Origin of the sequence: Kitasatospora sp. NPDC059088 (genome assembly GCF_042738155.1) — a bacterium.
GTDB lineage: Bacteria > Actinomycetota > Actinomycetes > Streptomycetales > Streptomycetaceae > Kitasatospora.
The window spans coordinates 1-20,511 of record NZ_JBHYGR010000107.1; the positions used below are offsets into that span (position 1 = coordinate 1).

At 71.9% G+C, this 20,511-nt stretch carries 21 protein-coding genes and 4 pseudogenes; 14 read left to right on the forward strand and 11 right to left on the reverse strand.

The window, feature by feature from the left end:
- Together ACFWXO_RS34005 and ACFWXO_RS34010 are read right to left on the reverse strand one after the other, a co-directional pair.
- Window positions 1-260, reverse strand: a pseudogene (locus ACFWXO_RS34005) (tRNA (N6-threonylcarbamoyladenosine(37)-N6)-methyltransferase TrmO); the annotation flags it as partial.
- Window positions 261-302: 42 nt separating this feature from the next.
- Window positions 303-1,679: a Tat pathway signal protein gene (locus ACFWXO_RS34010; protein ID WP_380528815.1), complete on the reverse strand. Its 1,377-nt coding sequence runs from the start codon at window positions 1,677-1,679 to the stop codon at window positions 303-305.
- Between the two features lie 183 nt (window positions 1,680-1,862).
- On the opposite strand from ACFWXO_RS34010, the gene ACFWXO_RS34015 reads away from it, so the two are divergent.
- The 12 genes and pseudogenes from ACFWXO_RS34015 to ACFWXO_RS34070 all read left to right on the forward strand — a co-directional run bounded on the left by ACFWXO_RS34015 (window position 1,863) and on the right by ACFWXO_RS34070 (window position 11,022).
- Window positions 1,863-2,408 (forward strand): ATP-binding protein, encoded by a 546-nt coding sequence (locus ACFWXO_RS34015; protein ID WP_380528816.1) that lies wholly within the window; start codon window positions 1,863-1,865, stop codon window positions 2,406-2,408.
- 42 nt (window positions 2,409-2,450) lie between these two features.
- Window positions 2,451-2,951 carry a hypothetical protein gene (locus ACFWXO_RS34020; RefSeq protein ID WP_380528818.1) on the forward strand — a complete coding sequence of 167 codons (501 nt, stop codon included), beginning with the start codon at window positions 2,451-2,453 and terminating at the stop codon, window positions 2,949-2,951.
- The gene (locus ACFWXO_RS34025) at window positions 2,948-3,715 is read left to right on the forward strand and encodes an NUDIX hydrolase (RefSeq protein WP_380528820.1); all 768 of its coding nucleotides are present in this window, start codon (window positions 2,948-2,950) and stop codon (window positions 3,713-3,715) included. Before ACFWXO_RS34020 ends, ACFWXO_RS34025 begins: the two co-directional genes overlap by 4 nt.
- Window positions 3,708-4,511: a 2-keto-4-pentenoate hydratase gene (locus ACFWXO_RS34030; RefSeq protein ID WP_380528822.1), complete on the forward strand. Its 804-nt coding sequence runs from the start codon at window positions 3,708-3,710 to the stop codon at window positions 4,509-4,511. The genes ACFWXO_RS34025 and ACFWXO_RS34030 overlap by 8 nt, the downstream gene beginning before the upstream one ends.
- 43 nt (window positions 4,512-4,554) lie before the next feature.
- Entirely contained in the window at window positions 4,555-5,436 is an 882-nt protein-coding gene (locus ACFWXO_RS34035; protein ID WP_380528824.1) for an acetylating acetaldehyde dehydrogenase, read from the forward strand.
- A gap of 8 nt (window positions 5,437-5,444) precedes the next feature.
- Window positions 5,445-6,434, forward strand: a pseudogene (gene dmpG, locus ACFWXO_RS34040) (4-hydroxy-2-oxovalerate aldolase); the annotation flags it as partial.
- Between the two features lie 63 nt (window positions 6,435-6,497).
- Window positions 6,498-6,701, forward strand: a complete 204-nt coding sequence (locus tag ACFWXO_RS34045; protein ID WP_380528871.1) for an acyl carrier protein — start codon at window positions 6,498-6,500, stop codon at window positions 6,699-6,701.
- An 8-nt stretch (window positions 6,702-6,709) separates the two neighbouring features.
- Complete coding sequence (locus ACFWXO_RS34050; protein WP_380528826.1) at window positions 6,710-7,570, forward strand: HpcH/HpaI aldolase/citrate lyase family protein; 861 nt, start codon at window positions 6,710-6,712, stop codon at window positions 7,568-7,570.
- Complete coding sequence (locus ACFWXO_RS34055) at window positions 7,567-8,100, forward strand: MaoC family dehydratase (RefSeq protein ID WP_380528828.1); 534 nt, start codon at window positions 7,567-7,569, stop codon at window positions 8,098-8,100. Before ACFWXO_RS34050 ends, ACFWXO_RS34055 begins: the two co-directional genes overlap by 4 nt.
- Before the next feature lie 11 nt (window positions 8,101-8,111).
- Window positions 8,112-9,284: an enhanced intracellular survival protein Eis gene (eis, locus tag ACFWXO_RS34060; RefSeq protein WP_380528829.1), complete on the forward strand. Its 1,173-nt coding sequence runs from the start codon at window positions 8,112-8,114 to the stop codon at window positions 9,282-9,284.
- Between the two features lie 644 nt (window positions 9,285-9,928).
- Entirely contained in the window at window positions 9,929-10,516 is a 588-nt protein-coding gene (locus ACFWXO_RS34065; protein WP_380528830.1) for a hypothetical protein, read from the forward strand.
- A 326-nt stretch (window positions 10,517-10,842) separates the two neighbouring features.
- Window positions 10,843-11,022, forward strand: coding sequence for a hypothetical protein (locus ACFWXO_RS34070; RefSeq protein WP_380528832.1), 180 nt, complete (start codon window positions 10,843-10,845; stop codon window positions 11,020-11,022).
- A 300-nt stretch (window positions 11,023-11,322) separates the two neighbouring features.
- On the opposite strand, the gene ACFWXO_RS34075 is transcribed toward ACFWXO_RS34070, so the two are convergent.
- The 7 genes and pseudogenes from ACFWXO_RS34075 to ACFWXO_RS34105 all read right to left on the reverse strand — a co-directional run bounded on the left by ACFWXO_RS34075 (window position 11,323) and on the right by ACFWXO_RS34105 (window position 16,794).
- Complete coding sequence (locus ACFWXO_RS34075) at window positions 11,323-11,778, reverse strand: hypothetical protein (RefSeq protein ID WP_380528834.1); 456 nt, start codon at window positions 11,776-11,778, stop codon at window positions 11,323-11,325.
- Window positions 11,779-11,841: 63 nt separating this feature from the next.
- Window positions 11,842-11,979, reverse strand: a pseudogene (locus ACFWXO_RS34080) (AAA family ATPase); the annotation flags it as partial.
- A 154-nt stretch (window positions 11,980-12,133) separates the two neighbouring features.
- Window positions 12,134-12,397, reverse strand: coding sequence for a histone-like nucleoid-structuring protein Lsr2 (locus ACFWXO_RS34085; RefSeq protein ID WP_380528873.1), 264 nt, complete (start codon window positions 12,395-12,397; stop codon window positions 12,134-12,136).
- Window positions 12,371-12,895, reverse strand: a pseudogene (locus tag ACFWXO_RS34090) (SMI1/KNR4 family protein); the annotation flags it as partial. The gene ACFWXO_RS34085 and the pseudogene ACFWXO_RS34090, both read right to left, overlap by 27 nt.
- A gap of 59 nt (window positions 12,896-12,954) precedes the next feature.
- Window positions 12,955-14,445, reverse strand: coding sequence for a D-alanyl-D-alanine carboxypeptidase/D-alanyl-D-alanine-endopeptidase (dacB, locus tag ACFWXO_RS34095; protein ID WP_380528836.1), 1,491 nt, complete (start codon window positions 14,443-14,445; stop codon window positions 12,955-12,957).
- 256 nt (window positions 14,446-14,701) lie between these two features.
- Window positions 14,702-16,042: an FtsX-like permease family protein gene (locus ACFWXO_RS34100; RefSeq protein ID WP_380528837.1), complete on the reverse strand. Its 1,341-nt coding sequence runs from the start codon at window positions 16,040-16,042 to the stop codon at window positions 14,702-14,704.
- Window positions 16,039-16,794, reverse strand: coding sequence for an ABC transporter ATP-binding protein (locus tag ACFWXO_RS34105; protein ID WP_380528839.1), 756 nt, complete (start codon window positions 16,792-16,794; stop codon window positions 16,039-16,041). The genes ACFWXO_RS34100 and ACFWXO_RS34105 overlap by 4 nt, the downstream gene beginning before the upstream one ends.
- Window positions 16,795-17,097: 303 nt before the next feature.
- Here ACFWXO_RS34105 and ACFWXO_RS34110 point away from each other — a divergent pair, with 303 nt between their 5' ends.
- Both ACFWXO_RS34110 and ACFWXO_RS34115 read left to right on the forward strand, forming a co-directional pair.
- Entirely contained in the window at window positions 17,098-18,108 is a 1,011-nt protein-coding gene (locus ACFWXO_RS34110; RefSeq protein ID WP_380528841.1) for a sensor histidine kinase, read from the forward strand.
- 58 nt (window positions 18,109-18,166) lie between these two features.
- Window positions 18,167-18,823, forward strand: a complete 657-nt coding sequence (locus tag ACFWXO_RS34115) for a response regulator (RefSeq protein ID WP_380528875.1) — start codon at window positions 18,167-18,169, stop codon at window positions 18,821-18,823.
- Window positions 18,824-18,893: 70 nt separating this feature from the next.
- On the opposite strand, the gene ACFWXO_RS34120 is transcribed toward ACFWXO_RS34115, so the two are convergent.
- Both ACFWXO_RS34120 and ACFWXO_RS34125 read right to left on the reverse strand, forming a co-directional pair.
- Window positions 18,894-19,814, reverse strand: coding sequence for a universal stress protein (locus tag ACFWXO_RS34120; RefSeq protein ID WP_380528843.1), 921 nt, complete (start codon window positions 19,812-19,814; stop codon window positions 18,894-18,896).
- A gap of 113 nt (window positions 19,815-19,927) precedes the next feature.
- Window positions 19,928-20,422, reverse strand: a complete 495-nt coding sequence (locus tag ACFWXO_RS34125; RefSeq protein ID WP_380528845.1) for a MerR family transcriptional regulator — start codon at window positions 20,420-20,422, stop codon at window positions 19,928-19,930.
- Between the last annotated feature and the right edge of the window lie 89 nt (window positions 20,423-20,511).

Here is a 20,511-nt window from a genome sequence, read left to right on the forward strand (position 1 = left end):
CCGAAGACGCCGACCTCGGGCCACTGCGGGTTGTCGCGTGGGCGGCGGGCGCCGAAGTTCAGGTCGGTCGGGTCGGTGAGGTGGAAGCGGAAGATCACATCGAGGTGGGAGAACGCCTCCAGCCCCTTCGTGGCCTCCGGTGGGAAGCGGTCGCCGTCGAGCCGGATGACGGCGCGGGTGCCTCCCCAGTAGTCGTCGGTGGGCTCGGTGCGGCCCCCCACCACGTACCCGAGTGCCTCCACGGTGAAGACTTCGGTCACTGTGTTTCCCCTCCTGTGAACGGACCGCGCCAGGTCAGCGGGTCAGGCGGTGGCCGCCAGGTAGTCGGCGGCGCGCCGGTCGACGGCGTTGATGACCGGGACCTTGCGGCCACGGTAGGCGGACAGCGCTCCGCGGATCTGCAGGGCGACGTCGCGGGTGCGGGCGGAGCGCACGCTCTGCATCGCGTCCAGCGATCGCGCCCAGATCGCGCAGGCTTCTTCGACGGAGTGCTGCTGGGCCTTCACGAGTCCGAGGTGGCCGAGGGTGACGGCGTGGGTGCGGGTGAACGCGGAGGCCTTGCGGGTCGCGACGCTGCGCTCGAACTCCCGGGCCGCGCCGTTCAGGTCGCCGATGTCCCGCAGGGCCGACGCCGTTTCATGGGCCAGGGATGCCTCGCCGAAGAAGAAGACCCGGGCCGGTTCGTCGTCGCCGGGGGAGGCCGCGGACAGGTCACGCTCGGCCTGGAGCAGCGCGGCGTTCGCCTCGGGGGCGCGTCCGGCGGCGGCGAGTGCGCGGGCGTGGACGACGCCGAGGAGGGAGCGCTCGCGTGGGCTCGCCAGTGCGTACCGGGCGCCGGACATGGAGGCTTCCGAGACCCTGACGGCGTGGCCCGGCTTTCCGAGGTCGACCGCCTGGTGGGCCATGGCGCGCAGGACGTGGGCGGCCATGGCGGGATCGTCGGCCTCGGCCGCCAGCTTCACGGCGACGGTGTAGTAGTGCTGGGCGGTGGGGTGCTCGCCGTTGTCGAAGGCCGTCCATCCGGCCAGGTAGGCGAGTTCGGAGGCCGCGGAGAACATGTCGCGTCGCACCTGGTCGGAGGCGAAGGTGCCGCGGAGGAAGTCGTGGACGTCGGTGAGGAGGTACTGGGCGACCGCCGTGCGGCCGTGTCCGCCGCCGCGGCGCTGGTCGAGCTGGGAGAACAGCCCGGTCATCTCCCGCACGGCCTCCACATCGGCCTGGCCGGCGCGGTGCCGGCTGGTGTCGCGGCTGCCGGTGCGGGCCATGTGCTCCCACCAGCTGCTGGGTGGGATGGTCAATGCTCCGAGCGAGTACGGGAGGGTGCGGAGGAGCTGTCTGCGTTCCACGTCAACGTCGATCCGTCCAAGAGCCGCCAGGGCTTTCAGCGTATCCAAGTCCCAGTCCCGAAGATCCGGTTCCTCCTCGCCGAGTCCCATCGCGGCCAGGGTGACGTCCCGGTTCAGCCACCTGGTGAGGACTTCCGCGAGGTACTGCGGGAGGTTGCCGGACGGGGTCCAGCCGTAGCGGACCCACTGGGTGACGGATGATCGACTCGGCCGCGCGGGGTCGTCGTTGGCGGCCGCGACCGCGCACAGGGCCCGGGCGAGGGCTTCGTTGGGTCGACCGGATTCACGGATGAGCTGGCCCAACTGTTCGTTGGGCTGACGAGTACGCCCCATCGGGGTCTCCCTGGCGGTGCCGCTAAACACGTTAAACAGCGGACGGTCGCCAACACCTTACTCCTAGCGACCATGAACGGTTTCCTGTATCAGCAAGGCCGTTTCAGGCCGTACGACATGCCCTGGCACCCGACCCGAGCGAGTGAGGCGCCCCTCATGGAGCCGAGACCACACACCGTCACGATGAGGTTCCCCGCGGAACTGGCGCAGATCGGCGCCGTTCGCCGTTGGGTCACGAAGCAGCTGCCGATGTTCGGCCTGTGTCTGACCGATCAGCGGGTGGAGGACGCCCGGCTGGTGATGTCCGAGATCGCGGCCAACGCCGTGGTGCACGGCTGCGACGGGGGCCGGTCGGACGTGGAGCTGACTGCCGCTCTGCGCCTCTCCCCGACCGGGGTGCTGCGGATGTCCGTCGCCGACCCCGGGCCCGGTAGGCCCGAGCCCCGGAAGGCGGGGGAGGGTGCCACCAGCGGCAGGGGTCTGCTGCTGGTGGCCGGGGTGGTCGACCGGTTCGGCGTCGATGAGGGGCCGGACGGCAAGGTGGTGTGGGCCGAACTCGACCTGCCCGATGCGGCGCGGCCCGTCCCCGCATCGGTCGCGGGTAGGCAGGTCGAGTCGCAGGTCGTGGTGGGGTGCACCGGCGCCGCCGTGCGGGTTGGGCGGCACCGGTCCGCTGCTGGTGTGCGGCCCGGTCGGCAGTCGGAGCTCGACCGGATACCGGCGGCGTAACCACCCCATCCGCCCATCGACTTCGTACCGGAGGACTGCGCCGTGAGCGTCGGACCGCGCACCAGAACGCTGACCAGGATCACCAGTGAGGGCCGCAGGTACGAGGTCGCGTCCGCCTACGCGGCCCTGACCCAGGTCTGCGCCGACACCGGCGACAACCCCGCCCAGGCCGAGCTGGTCGGCGAACACCCGCACCACACCTGGTGGTTGCCCGCCTCGAACGCGCTCGCCCTCGTGGATGCCGACGCGGACGAGGCAGGGGCCCTGCTGCGCGGCGCCCGGCTGCTCCACGAGCACCGGGTCGCCGCCGTGGCCCCGGACTACGACCAGGTCCGGATCGCCCTCGGACGCGCGGTCACCTTCTGGCGCAGCCCCGGGCACCCACTGCGCGACGTCGCCGCGAGCGCGCGGCTCACCGAAACCCGTGCCGGCCGCCGGTCACCACCTCAGGAGGCCGGCACCACCACCTTCCGATCCGCAACGATGTTGGACAGGAGCATGGCCTTGATGCCCCAGAACACCCGAAGGGACAAACCGAGTTGAACACCTACTCCACCATCCCCGCCGGCGTCCGGCCCGTCCGGGTCCTCGACGCCGCCGCCCTCCTGCTCGTAGAGGCCCCCGTCCCCGCGCTGGCCGCCGAACACCAGGCGGCCGTGGACCGCGTCTGGGAGAAGGCGGTGAGCGCACAGCCCTCGCTGTTCGACGGTCCGGCCGTGGTGTGCACGGCCCTGGAAGCGGACGGTCCCGCGGTGCGGCTGTCCTGGGCGCGGACCACCTACCGGCGCTTCGCGTTGCGGCGGGTGCCCGGCGCCCCGCTCGTCTCGTCGGTGTTCGTGACCGTGGCCCAGCCCGTTCAGGACGGCCGGATCGTCGTCGGGCGGATGTCCGCCTCGACCGCCGCACCGGGGCGCTGGCAGCTGCCGGGCGGCAACGTCGAACCCCCGCTCCAGGACCGGGTCCTGGACGAGGGCGAGCTGCGGCGCCAGGCCGCGAAGGAGCTCGCCGAGGAAGTCGGTTTCGACACGGCTCCGGACGGGCTCGTGCGACTGGCGGTCACCGTCGGGGAGCACGGCAACGTCGGCGTGCACTACCTCGCGCCGCCGCTGCCCGAGCAGGGTCTCCTCGGCGGGTACGCCACCCTGGTAGACGCCGAGGTCGCGCAGGGCCGCGCCGCCGAGCTGGACCAGCTCGCCCTGCTGGCCTGTCCCGGCGACCTGGCCCGGCTTGACGGGGAGCACGTCGACTACCTGGCGCCCCTGCTGGAGCACTACGCCGTCCAGCGGTCCGGGAGGACCGATGAGTGAGCCCGGCCCGGCCAGCGCGACCACCACGGAGGAGGCGGCGGCGCGTGAACTGCGTGCCGCCGAGCTCTCCGTTTTTCCGACCTTCCCGATGGCCCGGCAGCTCCCTGGCCTGACGCTGGAAACGGCGTACCGCATCCAGCAGCACGGCACGGCCCTGCGGACCGCCGCCGGTGGCAGGCCGGTCGGGCACAAGATCGGCCTGACCTCGGTCGCCATGCAGCAGCAGATGGGCGTCAGCGAGCCCGACTCCGGCGTCCTGCTCGCCGACATGGAAGTCGCCTGTGGGGGCGGACTCTCCACCACGCGGCTGATCGCCCCCCGCGTCGAAGCGGAGATCGCCTTCCGGCTCGGCACCGACCTCACCGGGGACGACATCGGCCTCGGCGCCGCCCAGGCCGCGGTGTCCGAGGTGTTCCTGGCCCTGGAGGTCATCGACACCCGCTACGGCGACTGGCGGATCGGCCTCGAGGACAGCGTCGCCGACAACGCCTCCGCCGCCCGCTTCGTTCTCGGGCCCGCGTCGCCCGCCGAAGACCTGCCGGACCTCGGCGCCGCTCTCGTCGAGGTCCGCGTCGACGGCGAGCACGCCGCGGCCGGCCCCGGCCGCGACGTCCTCGGGGACCCGCTCCGCCCCCTGCTGTGGCTCGCCCGGCGCCTGGCCACCCTCGGAGGCGCCCTGCGCGCCGGGGACGTGGTCCTGCCCGGCTCGGTGCACGCCAGCATCCCCCTCACCGCCGCGACGACGGTCAGCGCCTCCTGCGCCGGCCTTGCCCCGGTCTGCTTCCGGGCGTTGTGACGCCCGCGATCCCGTCCACCCTCGTTCTCCTCTGGGGAGAAGCATGTCCGAGCACCCCGTGCTGAACGTCGCCGTCCTCGGGGCCGGTCTCATCGGCGTCGACCTGCTGCACAAGATCCACCGGTCTCCGTACCTGGACTGCGGCCTCGTCGTCGGCCGCAGCCCGAGCATCGGGCTGGCGCGGGCCGCCGAGATGGGCCTTGCCACCACGGACGGCGGCGCGGCGGCCCTGCTGGACTCCGGGAAGACCTTCGACCTGGTCTTCGACGCGTCCAACGCCGACTCCCACGCCGAGTACTGGCGGCTGCTGGAGCCCACCGGGGCCGTGTGCATCGACCTCACCCCGCACAACAGCGGCACCCCGGCGGTGCCCACCGTCAACGGTGCCCAGGCACTGACCGACCGGCACATCAGCCTGATCAGCTGCGGTGGCCAGGCTGCCGTCCCCGTCCTGCACGCCCTCGCCCGGCACCGGACGCCCGCCTACGTGGAGGTGGTGTGCACCGGCGCCAGCCGCAGCGCGGGGCGCGCGACCCGCCTGAACCTGGACGAGTACATCGCGACCACGCAGGACGCCGTGCGCGCCTTCACCGGGACACCGGAGGCGAAGGTGATGGTCAACGTCACCCCCGCCCTGCCGCCGCCGCCGTTCCGCGTCCACATGACGGTCCTGGCCCCGGACGTCGACCCGCACGTGGTGCGCGACCTCGTCGAGGCCGCCGCCCAGGTACGCCGGTTCGCGCCCGGCTACCGGGTGACCGACTTCGAGGCGACCCGCGAGAGCATCGGCGTCACCGTCGAGGTGTCCGCGAGCGGCGGCCGCCTGCCCGAGCACGCCGGGAACCTCGACATCATCAACGCCGCGGCAATCCATCTGGCCGACCTGCGCGCCACCTCCCTGCTCACGGAAGGAACCCGAGCATGACCACGTCCATGCCCGCCGTGCTGGTCCACGACCCGACCCTGCGCGACGGCCACCACGCCGTCGGGCACCAGCTCGACGCCGACCAGCTGCGCGACTACGCGGCGGCCGCCGACCGGGCCGGCGTGCCCGTGGTCGAGGTCGGCCACGGCAACGGTCTCGGCGCCTCCTCGCTCCAGATCGGCCGCGCCAAACTCACCGACTCCCAGATGCTGGCCGCCGTCCGTGAGGCCCTGACCCGCGCCCGGATGGGCGTGTTCATGGGCCCCGGCTGGGGCACCAGCGACGACCTGCGCGGCGCGTTGCGGCATGGCGCGCAGGTGTTCCGGATCGCCGCGCACTGCACCGAGGCCGACGTCACCGAACGCCACCTCGGCTTCGTCGCCGAACACGGAGGCGAAGGCCAGGGCGTCCTGATGATGAGCCACATGGCCAGCCCCGGCCGGCTCGCCGAGCAGTGCGCCCTGATGGCCAGCTTCGGCGCGACTGCGGTGGGGATCTTCGACTCCGCCGGGTACTTCCTGCCCGAGGACGTCGCGGCGCGGATCACCGCGATCACCGAGGCCGTCGACGTGCCGGTGATCTTCCACGGGCACAACAACCTCGGCATGGCCGTCGCCAATTCGGTCGCCGCCGTGAAGGCCGGCGCCCGAATCATCGACGCCTGCGCGCGGGGTTTCGGTGCCGGGGCCGGCAACACCCAGCTGGAAGTCCTCGTCGCCGTCCTCGAACGCCTGGGCCACCCCACCGGCATCGACGTGAAGAAGGTCCTGGCCGCGGCCGACGTCGCCGAGCACCGGTTGATGAGCGCCCCGCCCTACACCGACTCGGTCGCCGTGATGAGCGGCCGCGCCGGAGTGTTCTCCGGATTCAAGAACCGCGTCCTCAAGGTCGCGGCCGCCGAGGGCGTCGACCCCGGCGACCTGTTCGACGAACTCGGCCGGCGCCACGTGATCGCCGGTCAGGAAGACCTCATCCCCCAAGCCGCCCGCCGCGTGAAGGAGCAGACCGTGAACGAGAACCCCGCCGCCCCCGTGATCGACCCCGACCTCGAAGACCTCCTGGTGTGCGAGCTGCGGGTCAACCCCGACGCGCTGGCCGCCGACGCCACCCTTGCGGCGATCGGCCTGGACTCCCTGTCCGTCATCGAGCTGGTCGTGATGCTCTCGGAGAACCTGGGCACCAAGGTCACCGAGGACGAGATCACCGACGCCCGCACGCTCGTCGGCCTCGTGCAGCTGGTCGCGTCCAAGCGCCAGGGCCGGTGACCGCGGCCATGAGCACTCTGCTCCTGCGGTCCACCTGGGCCTGGATCAGCGTCCCGGCGCCGGCCGTCAACCGGTACGACACCGCGAAGACCAGCGGCGCCCACGTCGCCCTGGTCGACCTCGAGGACTCCGTCGCCCCCGCCAAGAAGCAGCACGCCCGCACGATCGCCGAGCGGTTCTTCGACAACCAGGCCACGAGCCCGTGCCTGCTCGGCGTGCGGATGAACGCCCCCGTGCTCCTCGACGGGATCAAGGACCTGGCCGCCATGTCCGGCTGGGGCGCCAAGCCCGCCGTCGTGCTCGTGCCGAAGGTCGAGTCCGCGCGGGACATCGAGCTGGTGGCCGGCGTCCTGGACACCGCCGACTACCGGCCCTTCCTGTTCGCGCTGATCGAGACGCCCCGCGCCATCGAGAAGCTCCCCTCGATCGTGAGGGCGCCCAGGATCTCCGGGCTGGTGTTCGGCACCGCGGACTACGCCGCCGCCCTCGGCTGCGGGATGGGCTGGGAGCCGATGCTCCACGCCCGCTCCGTCGTCGCCGACGGCGCGGCCTCCGCCGGCCTGGCCGCGATCGACTCGCCCTACTTCCAGATGGACGACCCGGACGGCCTGCGGGTGGAAGCCGAACGCGCCAAGGCGCTCGGCTTCCACGGCAAGGGCGCCATCCACACCGGGCAGCTCCCGGTCATCACCGAGCTGTTCACGCCCTCGCAGGAGGAGATCGCCCACGCCCGCGCGGTCGTCGCCGCCGCCCAGGACAGCGGCAACAACATCACCTCCGTCGGCGGCCAGATGGTCGGCCGCCCGTTCTTCACCATGGCCCGCTCCGTCCTGGAGGCGGCCGGCACCCGAGAGGAGTCGTCCCGGTGAGCACCGCCTCCCTGCCGCCCGGCTACCGCGAGATCGACGCCCACCGCATCCGCGAGGTCGTCGGCCCCGGCTACCACGACCTCACCGAAGGCCTCGTCATCGAGCACCGGCCCGGCCGCACCATCACCGACACCGACAACACGCTGATCACCTCGCTGTCCGGGAACACCGCACCGATCCACCTGGACGCCCACTACGCCGCCAAGACCCCGTGGGGCCGGATCCTGGTGTGCAGTGGCGTCACGCTCACCTACGTGGCCGGGATGACGGTGCGGGCGGTCAGCGGCCTGACCCCGGCCAACCTCGGCCTGGACGACGTGCGCTTCGAGAACCCCGTCTTCGTCGGCGACACCCTCTACGCCGAGACCGAGGTGATCGGCCGCCGCCTGTCCGAGAGCCGCCCAGGCGAGGGCATCGTGACCTGCCGCACCTTGGGTCTCAACCAGGACGGCAAGCGGGTCGTCGCCTTCACCCGGACCTTCCTCGTGCCCACCGACCCGGACGCCGTCCGTGGCCCGGCCAACTACTAGGAGGCGCCGCCATGGAGGACGACATCGCCTTCGTGCAGGCCGACGACGACCTCACCCAGGAGTACGACGAGCTGGCCGCCCGCTCCTTCGGTCACCCGGTCGGCGACATCACCCACCTGCGCGGCCACGCCGACGTCCGTGTCGCCGTGCGCGCCGGCCGGGTCGTCGCGGGAGGCCTGGGCATCCTCACCTCCCAGTTCTTCGGCGGCACCGCGGTGCCCACCGCGTGCCTGGCCGTCGGGAGCGTGGCCCCGGAGGAACGCGGCGCCCGCCTCGCGGCCCGCATGGTCCACGAGCGGCTGCGGCCCCTGCGCGAGCGCGGCGCCGTGATCTCCACCATCTCCACGATCTCCAACGGCTACGCGCGCCGCATGGGTTGGGAGGCTCCCGTCCCGGTGTTCGGCTGGGCGGTCAGCTCCGACGACCTCAAGCGCTCCTTCCCCGCCGGGGACCTCGACATCGAGCACGGCCTCACCAAGGACGCCCTCGACCTCCAGCAGGAACTCGCCCGGCAGTGGAACGGCCCCGTCCAGCGCCCCGACTGGTGGTCGACGTGGACGACCGCGAAGAACGCGCTGACCACCTACCGCTTCACCCGCCCCGGCGAACCGGTGGCAGGCTGGGTCTCGCTCGCGACCAAGCGCGGCGGCCGGCACGGCATGGAGCTGGTGGTCCACGACTTCTGGTCCTCCGACCCGGACTGCGCGGCCGCGATGCTGGCCTTCCTGGGCCGGCACAACAGCCGGGCCCAGACCGTGCAGTTCCGGCGCGGCGCGCTGCCGCCCTACCCGCTGCTGCTGCACAACCTCCACCGCCACCGGGCGGTCGCCGACGCCTGGCACCCGTGGATGCTGCGCATCCTCGACGTCCAGGCCGCCCTGCGGCTGCGCGGGTGGCCGGCCGACCTCGACCTGGAGATCCCGGTGGAGATCGGCGACGAGCGGCCCGGCTCCAGCCACCGCTACCTGCTGCGGATCTGCGCGGGGTCGGCCGACCTCACACCGGTGCGCACCGAGGGCGCCGTGGCGTTCACCCGAGGCCAGTTCGCCGTCTGGTACGCAGGCGGCTACCGCAGCCCCGCCGCGGCCCGCCTGTCCGGTGTCCGCACCCGCTGCGAGAAGGCGCTGACCACGCTCGTGCGGGCCACCAGCGGCCAGGAACCATGGCTTCCCGAGCACTTCTGACACCCGCAGAGTCGAGCTCCTCCCGACCGCGCCGGGCGCGGAAATCCTCCGCGGTCAACGCCGGATCGTCCGCGTCCCGCGTCCGGCCGCCGATCGCCTGTGACACAGCGTGGGTCCCAGGCCATGCATCCGACGACCACCCGATCAGGAGAAGCACCTGATGGCCACCACCGTCACGTTCAGCGGCGAGGCGACACAGCGGGCCCTGATGGACGCTTGCGCTCAGACCGGCATCGACGCCACCGGTGCCCTGCTGATTCGCGCACTGGACAACGGCATCTGGCGCCTGCCGGGCGGCATCGTCGCCCGGATCCACCAGCCCGGAACCGAGACCAGCGCACTCAACGAGATCCGTGGCGCTTACTGGCTGTACGGCAACCACATCCCCGTCCCCCTACCGCGCCGACCCGCACCCGTTACGGCTGCCGGACGCCCCGTCACATTCTGGTCAGACCTCGGCGCCGGCGGTCCCGCCAACCCGGCGCAGGCTGCCAGGATCCTGCGCGATCTCCACCGTCTTCCGACACCCACCGACTTCACCCTGCCCTCGTACAATCCCTTCGCCCGCTTCCGCGCCCAGATCGCCGCCGCCCGTACCACCCCCGGAGCGAAGGCCTGGCTCACCGAGCACGCGGCCCGACTCCGTGAGCAGTGGCTCACCCTGGACGCCCTGCGCCCTCCTCGCCACCCGCTACCTCACCCACCATCCCGGCGCCACCATCGCCCACGACGTCCTCACCTCCGCCGGCACCCGCGAGATGATCCACGAACACGGCGGCCGACTCATCCGATCCCGCGTCGGCCACTCCCACCTCAAGCACGCCATGCTCGCCACCGGAGCCGCCCTCGGCGGGGAGAGCAGCGGACACTACTACTTCGGCGACTTCTGGCACGCCGACTCCGGCCCCCTCGCCGCCCTCCACACCATCGCAGCCCTCGGACACCAACCCCTGCCCGCCTCCCGCCTGCTGAGCCCGTTCACCAGGTACGTGACCTCCGGCGAGATCAACCTGACCGTGCCCGACCCCCAAGCCACGCTCGAAACCGTGAAAGGCCACTTTGCCCACCAGGGAGACCACCTCGACGGACCGACCGTCACCTACGGTCCCGCCACTTGGTTCAACCTCCGCCCCTCCAACGTCTACCCCGTCCTGCGCCTCACCATCGAGGCACCCAGCCGACGGGACGTCGAAGACCTCCGGCAACAGGTACTCGCTCTGCTGATCCCCTGATCCCCTGATCCCCTGATCCCGCCGCCCCGCCCCATTGGCAGGGGACCGGCCCTGCTGGTTCCGCGCGACTGCCGACAGCGCGCCCGGAAGGGCGTCCGACCCCTCCACCGTCACCCGCTCGGGTGATCCGCCGAGAGCTGGCCCCGTCCGCAGACCGAGCACGGACACTGGGGGCACCGGTACTTCCGCGTCACCAGCCAGCTCGTACGACGCCCTCGACGCGCAGCCCCGACTCCACGACACCCGTACCCCTACGGCAGGAGTGCCATGACCTCACCCAGCACGACCACGCCGGACACCAAAACCCCACAGGGAAGTGAGAGAGCATGAGTAGCAGCACAACCACCCCGCCGCCGGTGGTCGACGTCCACGTGATCGCCCGCACCCCCGACGGAAAGATCCTGCTGTCCCAGCGCGGCGACCCCTACGGCTACGGCCGGTGGCACGCCCCCAGCAGCAAGCTCAACCTCGGCGGCCTGGCGCACCACAACTGGCCCGCCGCATAAGGGCGGGGGAGGCCTGGCGCACCCCGGCCTCCCCCGGACAACTTCGATGTGACGTGGTACCGGGCAGGGGGCGCATCGGAGAGCGGCTTCCGTGTTGATACCGGCAGTCCGGTCGGCGCCGGGAGCCTGGCGCAGTTCATGCCAGGTGCGTGTGTGACGTGGGGCGCGACGACGACCACGGCGGGTCCGCGTCCCCGTATGACATCGGGATGCGGTGATGGAGCAGGGCCGCCTGATGTGTAAGCGCAAGCGTGGGCATCGGGCTTCGTGCGGCCCCAGCCGAACCTGATTGATGGAGGGTCAGGAGTCGGCCTCTGAGTCGCGCGCCCATTCCTCGCGGGGCCGCAGCTTCGCCAGGATCTGTTGGGCTTCGCTGCGGACCCCGGCGTCGGGGTCCGTTGCCAGCTCTCGGTACTGCTTGATCAGCCGGTCCGCGCCTTCGGTCGTCATCCATTCGGGGTTGCAGTCCAGGGCAGCACCGAGATGGTCCACCGAGTCGTAGTTGCCCGCCTGGCTGTAGGCCAGCAGGACGTGGCGCAGGCCGATGGTGTCTTTGCGTTCGAGCAATGCCTCGGCCGTTTCCTGGATGACCCAAGTGTCCTGGGCGTCCAGGAGAAGGCGGTGGATGACGTCCGCCGCTTCCTCGGTCCTGTCCGAACCCGCGAGCTGCCGCCCAGCCGCCCCGCGGACGGACCAGGCCGGCGAGTCCGCATCCTGAATCGCGGTGCTCAGTTCTTGATCGTCCAGGGGCGCCATGCCCCCAGCCTGCCACGGAATGCGTTGATGGCCGGGAGATTTTCGCTGCCCTGACTGCTGCGTTGCCCCGGTCTGCGCGAGGCGGTATGACTCGGTGCCGGTCTCGATGGTTGTGCCGTTGAGGGTCGGCTGATCGACGATCGCCGCGCAGAGCCGAGGGTCGGTGGAGGTCTTGGTCCAGACTCCAAACGACAGCTGCGAATTTCTGCTGGACGGGTGTTAGTTCGTCCGTCTCGTGTTCGAACAGGGAACGTCTTTCACGGCCGGTGTCCGCGTTGGCTGGTGCGGGGGCGATGGCGAGTACGGCATGGCGGACACCGCCGTCCTTGAGGTGGCGGTCTCGCAGGACCGACGGTCAGTGCGGTGTCCCTGCGGAACCCCCTGAGGCCTCGTAGGCCTCGCGGGTGGATGCGGGGATCCGTCCGCGGTCGTTCACGATGAGGCCGTGGGCGTGGGCCCATCGGCGTATCGCCTCGTCCTCGGGGCGGGGTTCGTCGTGCTTGAGGGGACGGGCGGGTGCGCCGGGGCCGCTCCAGTCTCCGGTGCTGACGCCTTCCAGTAGATCCGCCGCCTGGTGGAAGTAGGCGGACAGCGAGGCGTACACCCCTTCCTCCGGCATGGACGCCTCGGCCCACGTTCCGATCGTCCCGTTGGTCGTGTCCAGGAACGTCCCGTAGAAGCCGTCGCTCTCGGCGGCGATCGGCAGCCACTCCTGGCGCCAGAGCGGGTAGTCGGGGTCCTCCGGCGGGTCCGTCCTCTCCAAGGCCAGCTGCCGGAGGTAGACCCGCTGGATGTCCTCCAGGCCGAGCAGGAGGTGGTACCCGCCGGGCAGGGGCACGTCGCACCCCCGCTGCACCAGGGTCTCCCGGCGATCGGTGCGCTCGTCGGCATCCACGTCGTGCGCCAGGAGCCACTGCCGTACCTGCGACGGCAGTTCCAGGCCCATGTGGAGTTCGGCCCGGTCGATGGCCTCCTGGTTCCCCGGACCGCCGAGGGTGGCGAAGACCTCGGGGTCGTTCCGCTCGATCCATGTGGCCACCCGGGCCCACGCCTCCCGGACGTCCTCTGCCTGGCCCATCGGAGTGCCCTTCGTGTGCGACGGCTGCTGAACACGCATGGGAGAACCGTAGGGGTGGCCACTGACAAGGACGCCCGGCCCGGGGGTCGGGATGGCCTTCACGCCTTGGGCGACTGGTAGATGGCGGCGGCCATCGCTCCCAGGTGCTTGTTGGCCTTGAGTGCGAGGTCGATGGCGTCGCTCACGGAGTCGCTGGGCACCGGGATGTTGTTCACGTAGATCGCGAAGGCGTAGCGGTGGCCGTCCTTCGCGTCGATGTAGCCGGCGAGGGCCTTCGTGCCGAGGGCCAGCTTGCCCTGGTAGGAGCTGACCAGGGTGCCGGTCTTCGCGCGGATGTGTCCTGCGGCGGGATCGGTGTGCTCGATGACGTCGGCGAGCGAACCGTCGACGCCCATGCTCGGCATGGAGTCGTAGAAGACGTCGAAGTCGTCCTGTCGTGCCAGGTGCCGCAGCAGCGCCACCTGGGCGGTCGGTGTCGCCTTGTCGTCGGGGAGGCCCTGGGCATCGACGAGGCTCACCGCATGCGGATCCACACCTGAGCGGGTGAGGAAGTCCTTCTCGATCCGCATGCCGTCCGCGTAGGTTCGTTGCCCGTTGTGTGCCGCCATCAGCGGTGGCAGGAGGTTCGCCCCGAGATTGTGGCTGACCTTGTTGATCAGCTTCGCGTACTCCTTGAAGGGCGGAGAGGTGTAGGCCGCCGATACGGGCAGCGAGTTCACTTCCGCCGACGGTGGAAGCCTGCCGTCGGGGTTAGCTCCCAGCGCGGGGGCGGATACGCTGACGCCGTTTCTGGCGAGTGCCTCGATGAGGACGGTGCGGGCGAACGCCGCCGGGTCGGGGACCTGGTAGGTCGTCACGAAGGGGGCCTTCGCGTCCGCGGGGACGGAGCCTCGGACCCGGATGTGACCGGGGCTCACGCTTTCGGTCGTCACCGTCGGCTTGGTTCCGGCGGGTGTGGTCGTCACCTGCGCGTCGACGTCGAAGGCGGCCGTCTTCGGGCGCCAGTCGGCCTTGGCCGGCTCGCCGGGTGCGCCCGGCGTGATGAGCACGTCGATCAGGTTGTCGTTGACGACGGTCGGGGTGACCGGCAGCCCGCCGATCGACACCGGGTCCCAGAGCCGGTTGTCGATCACCACGTCGCCGTCGACGTGGCGGACTCCACCGGCCGCGACCTGTCGGGCCAGTTCGTCGACACCCGCCAGCGGATCCTCTCCGGTGACGGTCGCCATGCCGGGGACGGCGTTGGCGTCGTAGTGGTCGAAGTCGGGGACGTCCAGTCTGCCTGACGGGGTGGTCCGCCCGCCGAGTGCCAGATCGCCGCTCCCGACCAGGATGAGGTCGCCGGAGAGCCGACCGTCCGCGGAGACCGTACCCGAGTGCACCACGGGCGTACGGAAGCGGTGGTCGTCACCCAGGACGTCGAGCGCAGCGCTGACCGCGAAGGTCTTGGCCGTCGAACCGGTCATGAACTGGGAGTCGGCGCCCTTGGATTGGACGACCTTCCCCGTTTGCAGATCGGCGACCTGCAGGCCCCACTGGCCCGACGACCACGGCGCGGTACTCATGAGCTTCTGCAGGTCGGCGCTCACCCGTGTCGCACCCGGTGGCGGAGGGGCTGGGTTGTCCGTGGAGTCGTGGGAGCACGCCGTCATCGCCACGGCGGCCGTCATCGAAGCGGCGAGCGCCAGGGCGGTACGCCGCTGTACCCGAGGTGTCCTGGTTCCGGCGGGGGAGTTGCTCGACATTCGTTATTCGTTCTTTCCTGTTCGACTTTCGCGCTCGATCGAGCGCTTCCGGCCCTGGCCGAGGGCGATGCTGCCGTTGCGGCTGTTCCCGTACGTCGGTTCACGAGCGCAGGGCCCGGACCGCGACCGTGCGCGACGCCCGGGCCGCCTGTAGGACCAGCGCGAGGCAGGTGGTGACCAGCGTCCCGGCGGCGAGTGCCCCGAGCGTGGCCCAGGGGAGGCCCGCCAGGACGCGGACGACGTCGGTCCGGGCGCCCAGGGCGATGGTGAGGCTCGACACGGCGACGAACAGCGCGCCGAAGACGATCGCCGTCCCCGCGTAGATCGCCCCCTCGTAGACCATCGACCGGGTGACCACGCCCGGCCGCGCACCGGCCACCGTCACGACGGCGGAGTCACGGGCGCGCTCCCGCCCGACGAGGGCGATCACGGCGAGGCCCCCGACCCAGGACACGACAAAGACCCAGCCCAGCACGACCAGGATGTCGTCCAGCCCGGCGCTGCCTCCGGGCATGACCTCCCCCATCACCAGGAAGAGGCCGACGAACGACAGGGAGAGCGCGAAGGGCAGCACCGTGGTGACGCTCCTCGCCGCGCGGGCCCGGCACGACTGCACGGCAAGGTGCCAGGCGACGCCGCGCGAGGGCACCAGCGCCGTCCAGAGCTTCATCAGCGGGGTGAGCACCCACGGCCCCATCAGCAGCAGCAGGCAGACGAGGAAGAGGTTCCCGGCGAACGCGAAGGCCGTCCGCTGGGCGAGCCCGCCCTTGAGGTCGAGGCCCAGGCCGGGGATCCACATCCCGACCACACCGGCGAGCAGGCACAGGGCGAGGCCGCCGCGGGCCACGCCCGGCCGTGCCGGGGGATCGGAGACGTCCCGGAAGGCGTGCATCTCCGGCGTCCTGGCGGCCCGCCGGGTGACGCCCCAGCCGCCGAGCAGGCACGGAACCAGTCCGCACAGCACGCTCACGCCGACGTACCAGAACCGGAACCCGACCGAGGCCCCGTGCAGTTCGAGTCCCGTCCCCTTCCACTGCGCGAGGGTGACACCCGCGACCAGCAGGGCGAGCGGTGCGGCCAGCGCGCCGGCCACCGCGCCCAGCACCACCGTCTCCGTCCGCAGGACGAACCTGACCCGGTGGCGCGGAATCCCGAGGATCACCCACAGGGCGTGCTCGCGCCGCTGGGTCGTCAGCGTCAGACCGACCGCGGAGGCGACGATGCCCACGGCGGCGAGCACGGTGAAGAAGACGATGTTGCCGCCGAGGGCGATCGACGCGGAGACCATCCGTGCGTCACCCGCCGCCCGCGCCGCCGAGACGGCGGTGAACATCGCGATGGCCGAGCCCGCCGAGCACGCCGCGCCGACCGTGGCGCACAGGAGCGTCCACCACCACATCGACGCCTGCCGGCGGATGTCCGACAGCACGAGCCGGATCACGACTGCTCCCCGCCCGCCTCGTCCGCCGACTGCGCGGCGAGGACGGCGTCGCCCACCGCGCGGGAGTCGCCACCGGGGATGACGGCGTGGACCCGCCCGGACCCCATCACCACGACCTGGTCGGCCCGCGCGGCCGCATGGGGGTCGTGGGTGACCATGAGCACCGTGCTCCCCTGCGCGGGGAGCGCCTGCAGCCAGTCGAGCACCACATGACCCGACTTGAGGTCGAGCGCACCCGTCGGCTCGTCGGCGAAGACGATCCGCGGCCGGTTCGCCACCACCCGGGCCACCGCGACGCGCTGGCGCTCGCCGCCGGAGAGGCGGTCGGGGCGTCGCCGAGCGTGCTTGGCGATGCCGAGCCGCGCCATGGCGTCCTCGACCCGAGCCCTGGGCACCCGGCGGCCGGCGAGCCGCGCCGGCAGGGCGATGTTGTCCTCGACCGTCAGCGAGCTGACGAGGTTGTACTCCTGGAAGACGAAGCCGATGTTCTCGCTGCGGAACGCGGCCTGCTTGCGGGGGCTGAGCGAGCGGACGTCCGTCCCGAGGATCTCGACGGACCCCGCGGTCGCCGGCTCCAGCCCGGCCGTGCAGAGCAGGAGCGTCGACTTGCCCGAACCGGAGGGGCCGACGACGGCGGTCAGCCGGCCTTCGGGAATCTCCAGGTCGATGTCGTGCAGGACGCGCGTCGTCTCGCCCCGGCGGCCGGGAATGGGGAATTCCGTCCGAAGGCCGTGCAGACGAATGCACGGCACGGGAGTGGTAGTGGCAGTGGTAGTGGAAAATGGCATGAATCAAGGAAAGCAGGGCCGGGCAGTGGAGCGCACGGGAGCCTGCACTGCTCTCGGAGGTAGACCTGGATCTACCGCCCGACCGATCCGAACTGTGCGAAAATATTGATCATGGCGCAGATTCGTGTTGCCCGGAGACTGCTGACCGAATTCGTCGCAGCGGCCGCCTTTCCGATTCTCCTGATTTCCGTTCTCGCTGCGCCGGTCTCGGTTCCGGTGGTGGCCGAACTGGACCGCTCCAGGGCGCAGTGGTGCGGAGCCCGGACGATGCCGCTGCGACCCGCCGACCGCAGCTGGCCGCAGTGGGTCGCCGGTCGGCTGCGGACACGGTCGGTGTGGCGGACCGACCTCCCGGTGTTCGTCACCGCGGCGCTCCTGTCCGCGCTCTCGCTGCTGGTGGGCTTCTTCGGATTCTTCGGCGCTCTGGCGCTGGTCTTCTCCCCCGTCCTCTGGGGTTTCGGCATCGCCGCGGAAGTCGGCCCTTTCACCCCGGCCGCCCTGTGGGAAACCCTTGTGGCGGTGCCCGCGGGATTCGCCCTCGGTGCGGTCACCGTGGGCGCGCTGGCCGGCGTCTCCCTGCTCCGCGACCTGCTCCTGCGGGCCTTCTCGGGGAGCCGCAACCCCGACCTGCTCGCGAAACTGGAGGAACTCCGCGTCAGCCGGGCCTCGCTGACGGCGGCCTTCGAGAACGAGCGCCGGCGCATCGAGCGCGACCTGCACGACGGCGCCCAGCAGGAACTCGTCGCGCTCGTCATGCGCCTGGGAATCCTGGAAGCCGCGGCGACGGCCACCGACCAGGAACGGATCGTCCAACTGGCCCGCCAGGCCCAGGCCCAGGCGGAGCGCGCGCTCGAACGGCTGAGGGAGACGGTGCGCGACATCCACCCCAGCGAACTGAGCGATCTCGGTCTCGTCGCCGCCGTCCGGGAACTGGTGGCCAGATCACCGTTGCAGGTCGAACTGACCAGCACCGGTACGGACGCCCGGCTCTCCTCGCCGATCGCCGCGGCCGTGTACTTCACGGTCTCCGAGGCCCTGACGAACATCGCCAAGCACGCGGGCGTCGGCCGCGCCCGGATCGAGCTGCGGTGCACCGAGGGCGGCGTCCGCGTCCGGGTGGGCGACGACGGCGCCGGCGGCGCGCGGATCAGCACCGGATCCGGGCTCTCCGGGCTGCGTGAGCGGATGCGGAGCGTCGGTGGGAACCTCGAAATCATCAGCCCGCCGGGCGGCGGAACGGAGGTCGTGGCATCCGCCCCGGCCCAACCCCCGTGGTGACGGAATTCGACGAAGGAATTCGACCGGGAAAAGCGATGGGAAATCGATTGTGAGAATCATCCTGGCGGACGACAGTCTGCTGATTCGCGCCGGAATCCGGGAGATCCTGGTTTCCAGTGCCCATGACGTGATCCGCGAATGCGAGGACGCCGACGAACTGGTCGCCGCCGTCGACGAACTCGCCGCCGCCGGAGCCGCCCCCGACCTGGTGATCACGGACGTCCGCATGCCGCCCGGGAACACCGACGACGGGCTCCGGGCCGCGATCGACATCCGGTCGCGGCACCAGGACCTGCCGGTCCTGGTCCTCTCCGCCTACGTCACGGGCCCGTACGTGCGCGAACTCCTGAACGGCCCGGGCGCCGACGGGGCGGTCGGCTACCTGCTCAAGGAGAAGGTGGGCAGAGTGGCGGACTTCCTGCGGGCCGTCGAGACGGTCGCCGACGGCGGAGTGGTGATCGACCCCGAGGTGGTTCGCCACGTCACCCGCGCCGACCCGCCCCGGGGCCCGCTCGCCCGGCTCACGACCCGCGAACAGGAGGTGCTCGCCCTCATGGCCGAAGGCCGCTCCAACGCGGAGATCGCGGCGGAGCTGTTCCTCTCGGGTGCTGCCGTGGCGAAACACGTGGGGAACGTCTTCCTGAAACTCGGCATGCCCTCCGGCGAGGACAACCGCCGGGTGAAGGCCATCCTGACCTGGTTCGCATACAACTAGGACGTCCACGCCGTGGCGTGCGGCGCGGTGCCGTCGTCGGCTTGCGGAGGTCGCGGGTGGTCGCCGGTGGTCAGCCGTAGGGGATGACGGCGAGGGGGCAGTGGACGTGGTGGATGGCGGCGTGGGCGACGGGGCCGAGGTGGTGGTGGCGGAGGGGGAGGTGGCGCAGGCGGCGGCCGAGGACGAGGAGGCGGGCGGTGGCGGCCGCGTCGACGAGTTCGACGGCGGGCTTGCCGCGGACCAGGTCGGTGGTGACCTCGACGTCGGGGTGGCGGCTCCGGAGCGGGGCCAGGGCGGCGGTGAGGCCGTCCCGTTCGACGCCGGAGACCTCGCGCTCCAGGCCGCCGATGGCGTCGAAGGCCATGTACTCGCTGCCGGCCGGCGGGGACCAGACGTGGACGACGCGTAGGGGGGCGGAGCGCAGGGCGGCGGCCCGGAACGCGAACTCCAGCACCTCCTCGGCGGGGTGGGTCAGGTCGAGGCCGACGGTGACCGGGCCGTCCGGTTCGTCGTGGTCGGCGCGGACCAGGACGACCGGGCAGGCGGAGCGGCGCAGCACCTCCTGGCTGACCGAGCCGACCAGGAAGCCGCGCAGGGTGCCGAGCCCGCGGGAGCCGAGGACGAGGAGGGCGGCGCGGTGCGAGGCGGCCTCCAGGGCCTCGACCGGGTCGGCGGACACGGCGGCGGAGGCGACGGGGAGGCCGGGCACCAGGGCGGTCAGGGCGGACTCGCGCTCGGCGAGGTGGGCCAGGGCGCGGTGGTAGGTCTGGTCGCTGCCGACCACGTCCCGCTTGGGCCAGGGCCAGGCCTCCAGGACCTCCAGGGGGACGGCGCGGCGCTGCGCCTCGTGGGCGGCCCACTCGGTGGCGGTGAGGCTCTCGGGGGAGCCGTCGAAACCGACGACCACCGGGCCGGTGGGGCCGGTGGCGCCGGTGGCGCTGGGGTCGACGGGGCCGGGGCCGGTGGCGCCGGCCGGCGGGGGATCGGACACGGGGAGCTCCTCGGGTTCCGCGGCGCGGGGAGGGCCGTACCCGGCCGCCGGGGCCGCCTCGGGACTGCGACCCCAGTATCGGCGGTGGGTGGGGACGGCACCTCCCGGGGCGCTCAGGCCTGCTGCGGGGCCGGGTCCGAGGGGGCCGGGTCCGAGGGGGTCGGGTCCGAGAGGGGCGGGAGGAAGCCGTCGGCGAGGGGTTCGCCGGTCAGGGCGGCGTCGACCCGGGCGTGGATGTGGGCGAGGGTGGTGGGGCAGGTGAGCGGCTGGTCGCGGTGGCAGTTGAGCATGTGGGTCAGGACGGCCGCAGCGTGCTCCAGGCGGCGGGCGCGGGCCAGCATCCCGGCGCGCTGGGCCTCCAGCAGGGCCCGGCGTTCGGCGGCCTGTGCGGTGGCGAGGACGGCGCTGGTGCCGGCCACCGGGATCATGCCGTCCACGTGCCAGAGCTGGACCAGGGCGAGGCGTTCCAGGGCCGCGCGGTCGTAGTAGCGGACCCGGCCGCGGCGGGTGGTGGGGGTGACCAGGCCGCACTCCTCGTAGTAGCGCAGGGCGGGGACGGAGAGGCCGAAGGCCGCCGAGACCTCGGTGATGGAGTGGAGGTCGGACATCCGTGGTTCCTTTCCGGGCTCGCCGCTTGCGCAGTCGCTCGCACCGCCCGCTCGCACCGCCCGCTCGCACTGTCCGCTTGCACCGCCCG

Coding starts and splice junctions, on each gene's coding strand:
- ACFWXO_RS34010 (WP_380528815.1), bottom strand. CDS start 1,679: ATGGGGCGTACTCGTCAGCCCAACGAACAGTTGGGCCAGCTCATCCGT.
- ACFWXO_RS34015 (WP_380528816.1), top strand. CDS start 1,863: ATGAGGTTCCCCGCGGAACTGGCGCAGATCGGCGCCGTTCGCCGTTGG.
- ACFWXO_RS34030 (WP_380528822.1), top strand. CDS start 3,708: ATGAGTGAGCCCGGCCCGGCCAGCGCGACCACCACGGAGGAGGCGGCG.
- ACFWXO_RS34035 (WP_380528824.1), top strand. CDS start 4,555: ATGTCCGAGCACCCCGTGCTGAACGTCGCCGTCCTCGGGGCCGGTCTC.
- ACFWXO_RS34050 (WP_380528826.1), top strand. CDS start 6,710: ATGAGCACTCTGCTCCTGCGGTCCACCTGGGCCTGGATCAGCGTCCCG.
- eis (WP_380528829.1), top strand. CDS start 8,112: ATGGAGGACGACATCGCCTTCGTGCAGGCCGACGACGACCTCACCCAG.
- ACFWXO_RS34070 (WP_380528832.1), top strand. CDS start 10,843: ATGAGTAGCAGCACAACCACCCCGCCGCCGGTGGTCGACGTCCACGTG.
- ACFWXO_RS34075 (WP_380528834.1), bottom strand. CDS start 11,778: ATGGCGCCCCTGGACGATCAAGAACTGAGCACCGCGATTCAGGATGCG.
- ACFWXO_RS34085 (WP_380528873.1), bottom strand. CDS start 12,397: ATGCCGGAGGAAGGGGTGTACGCCTCGCTGTCCGCCTACTTCCACCAG.
- ACFWXO_RS34110 (WP_380528841.1), top strand. CDS start 17,098: ATGCCGCTGCGACCCGCCGACCGCAGCTGGCCGCAGTGGGTCGCCGGT.
- ACFWXO_RS34125 (WP_380528845.1), bottom strand. CDS start 20,422: ATGTCCGACCTCCACTCCATCACCGAGGTCTCGGCGGCCTTCGGCCTC.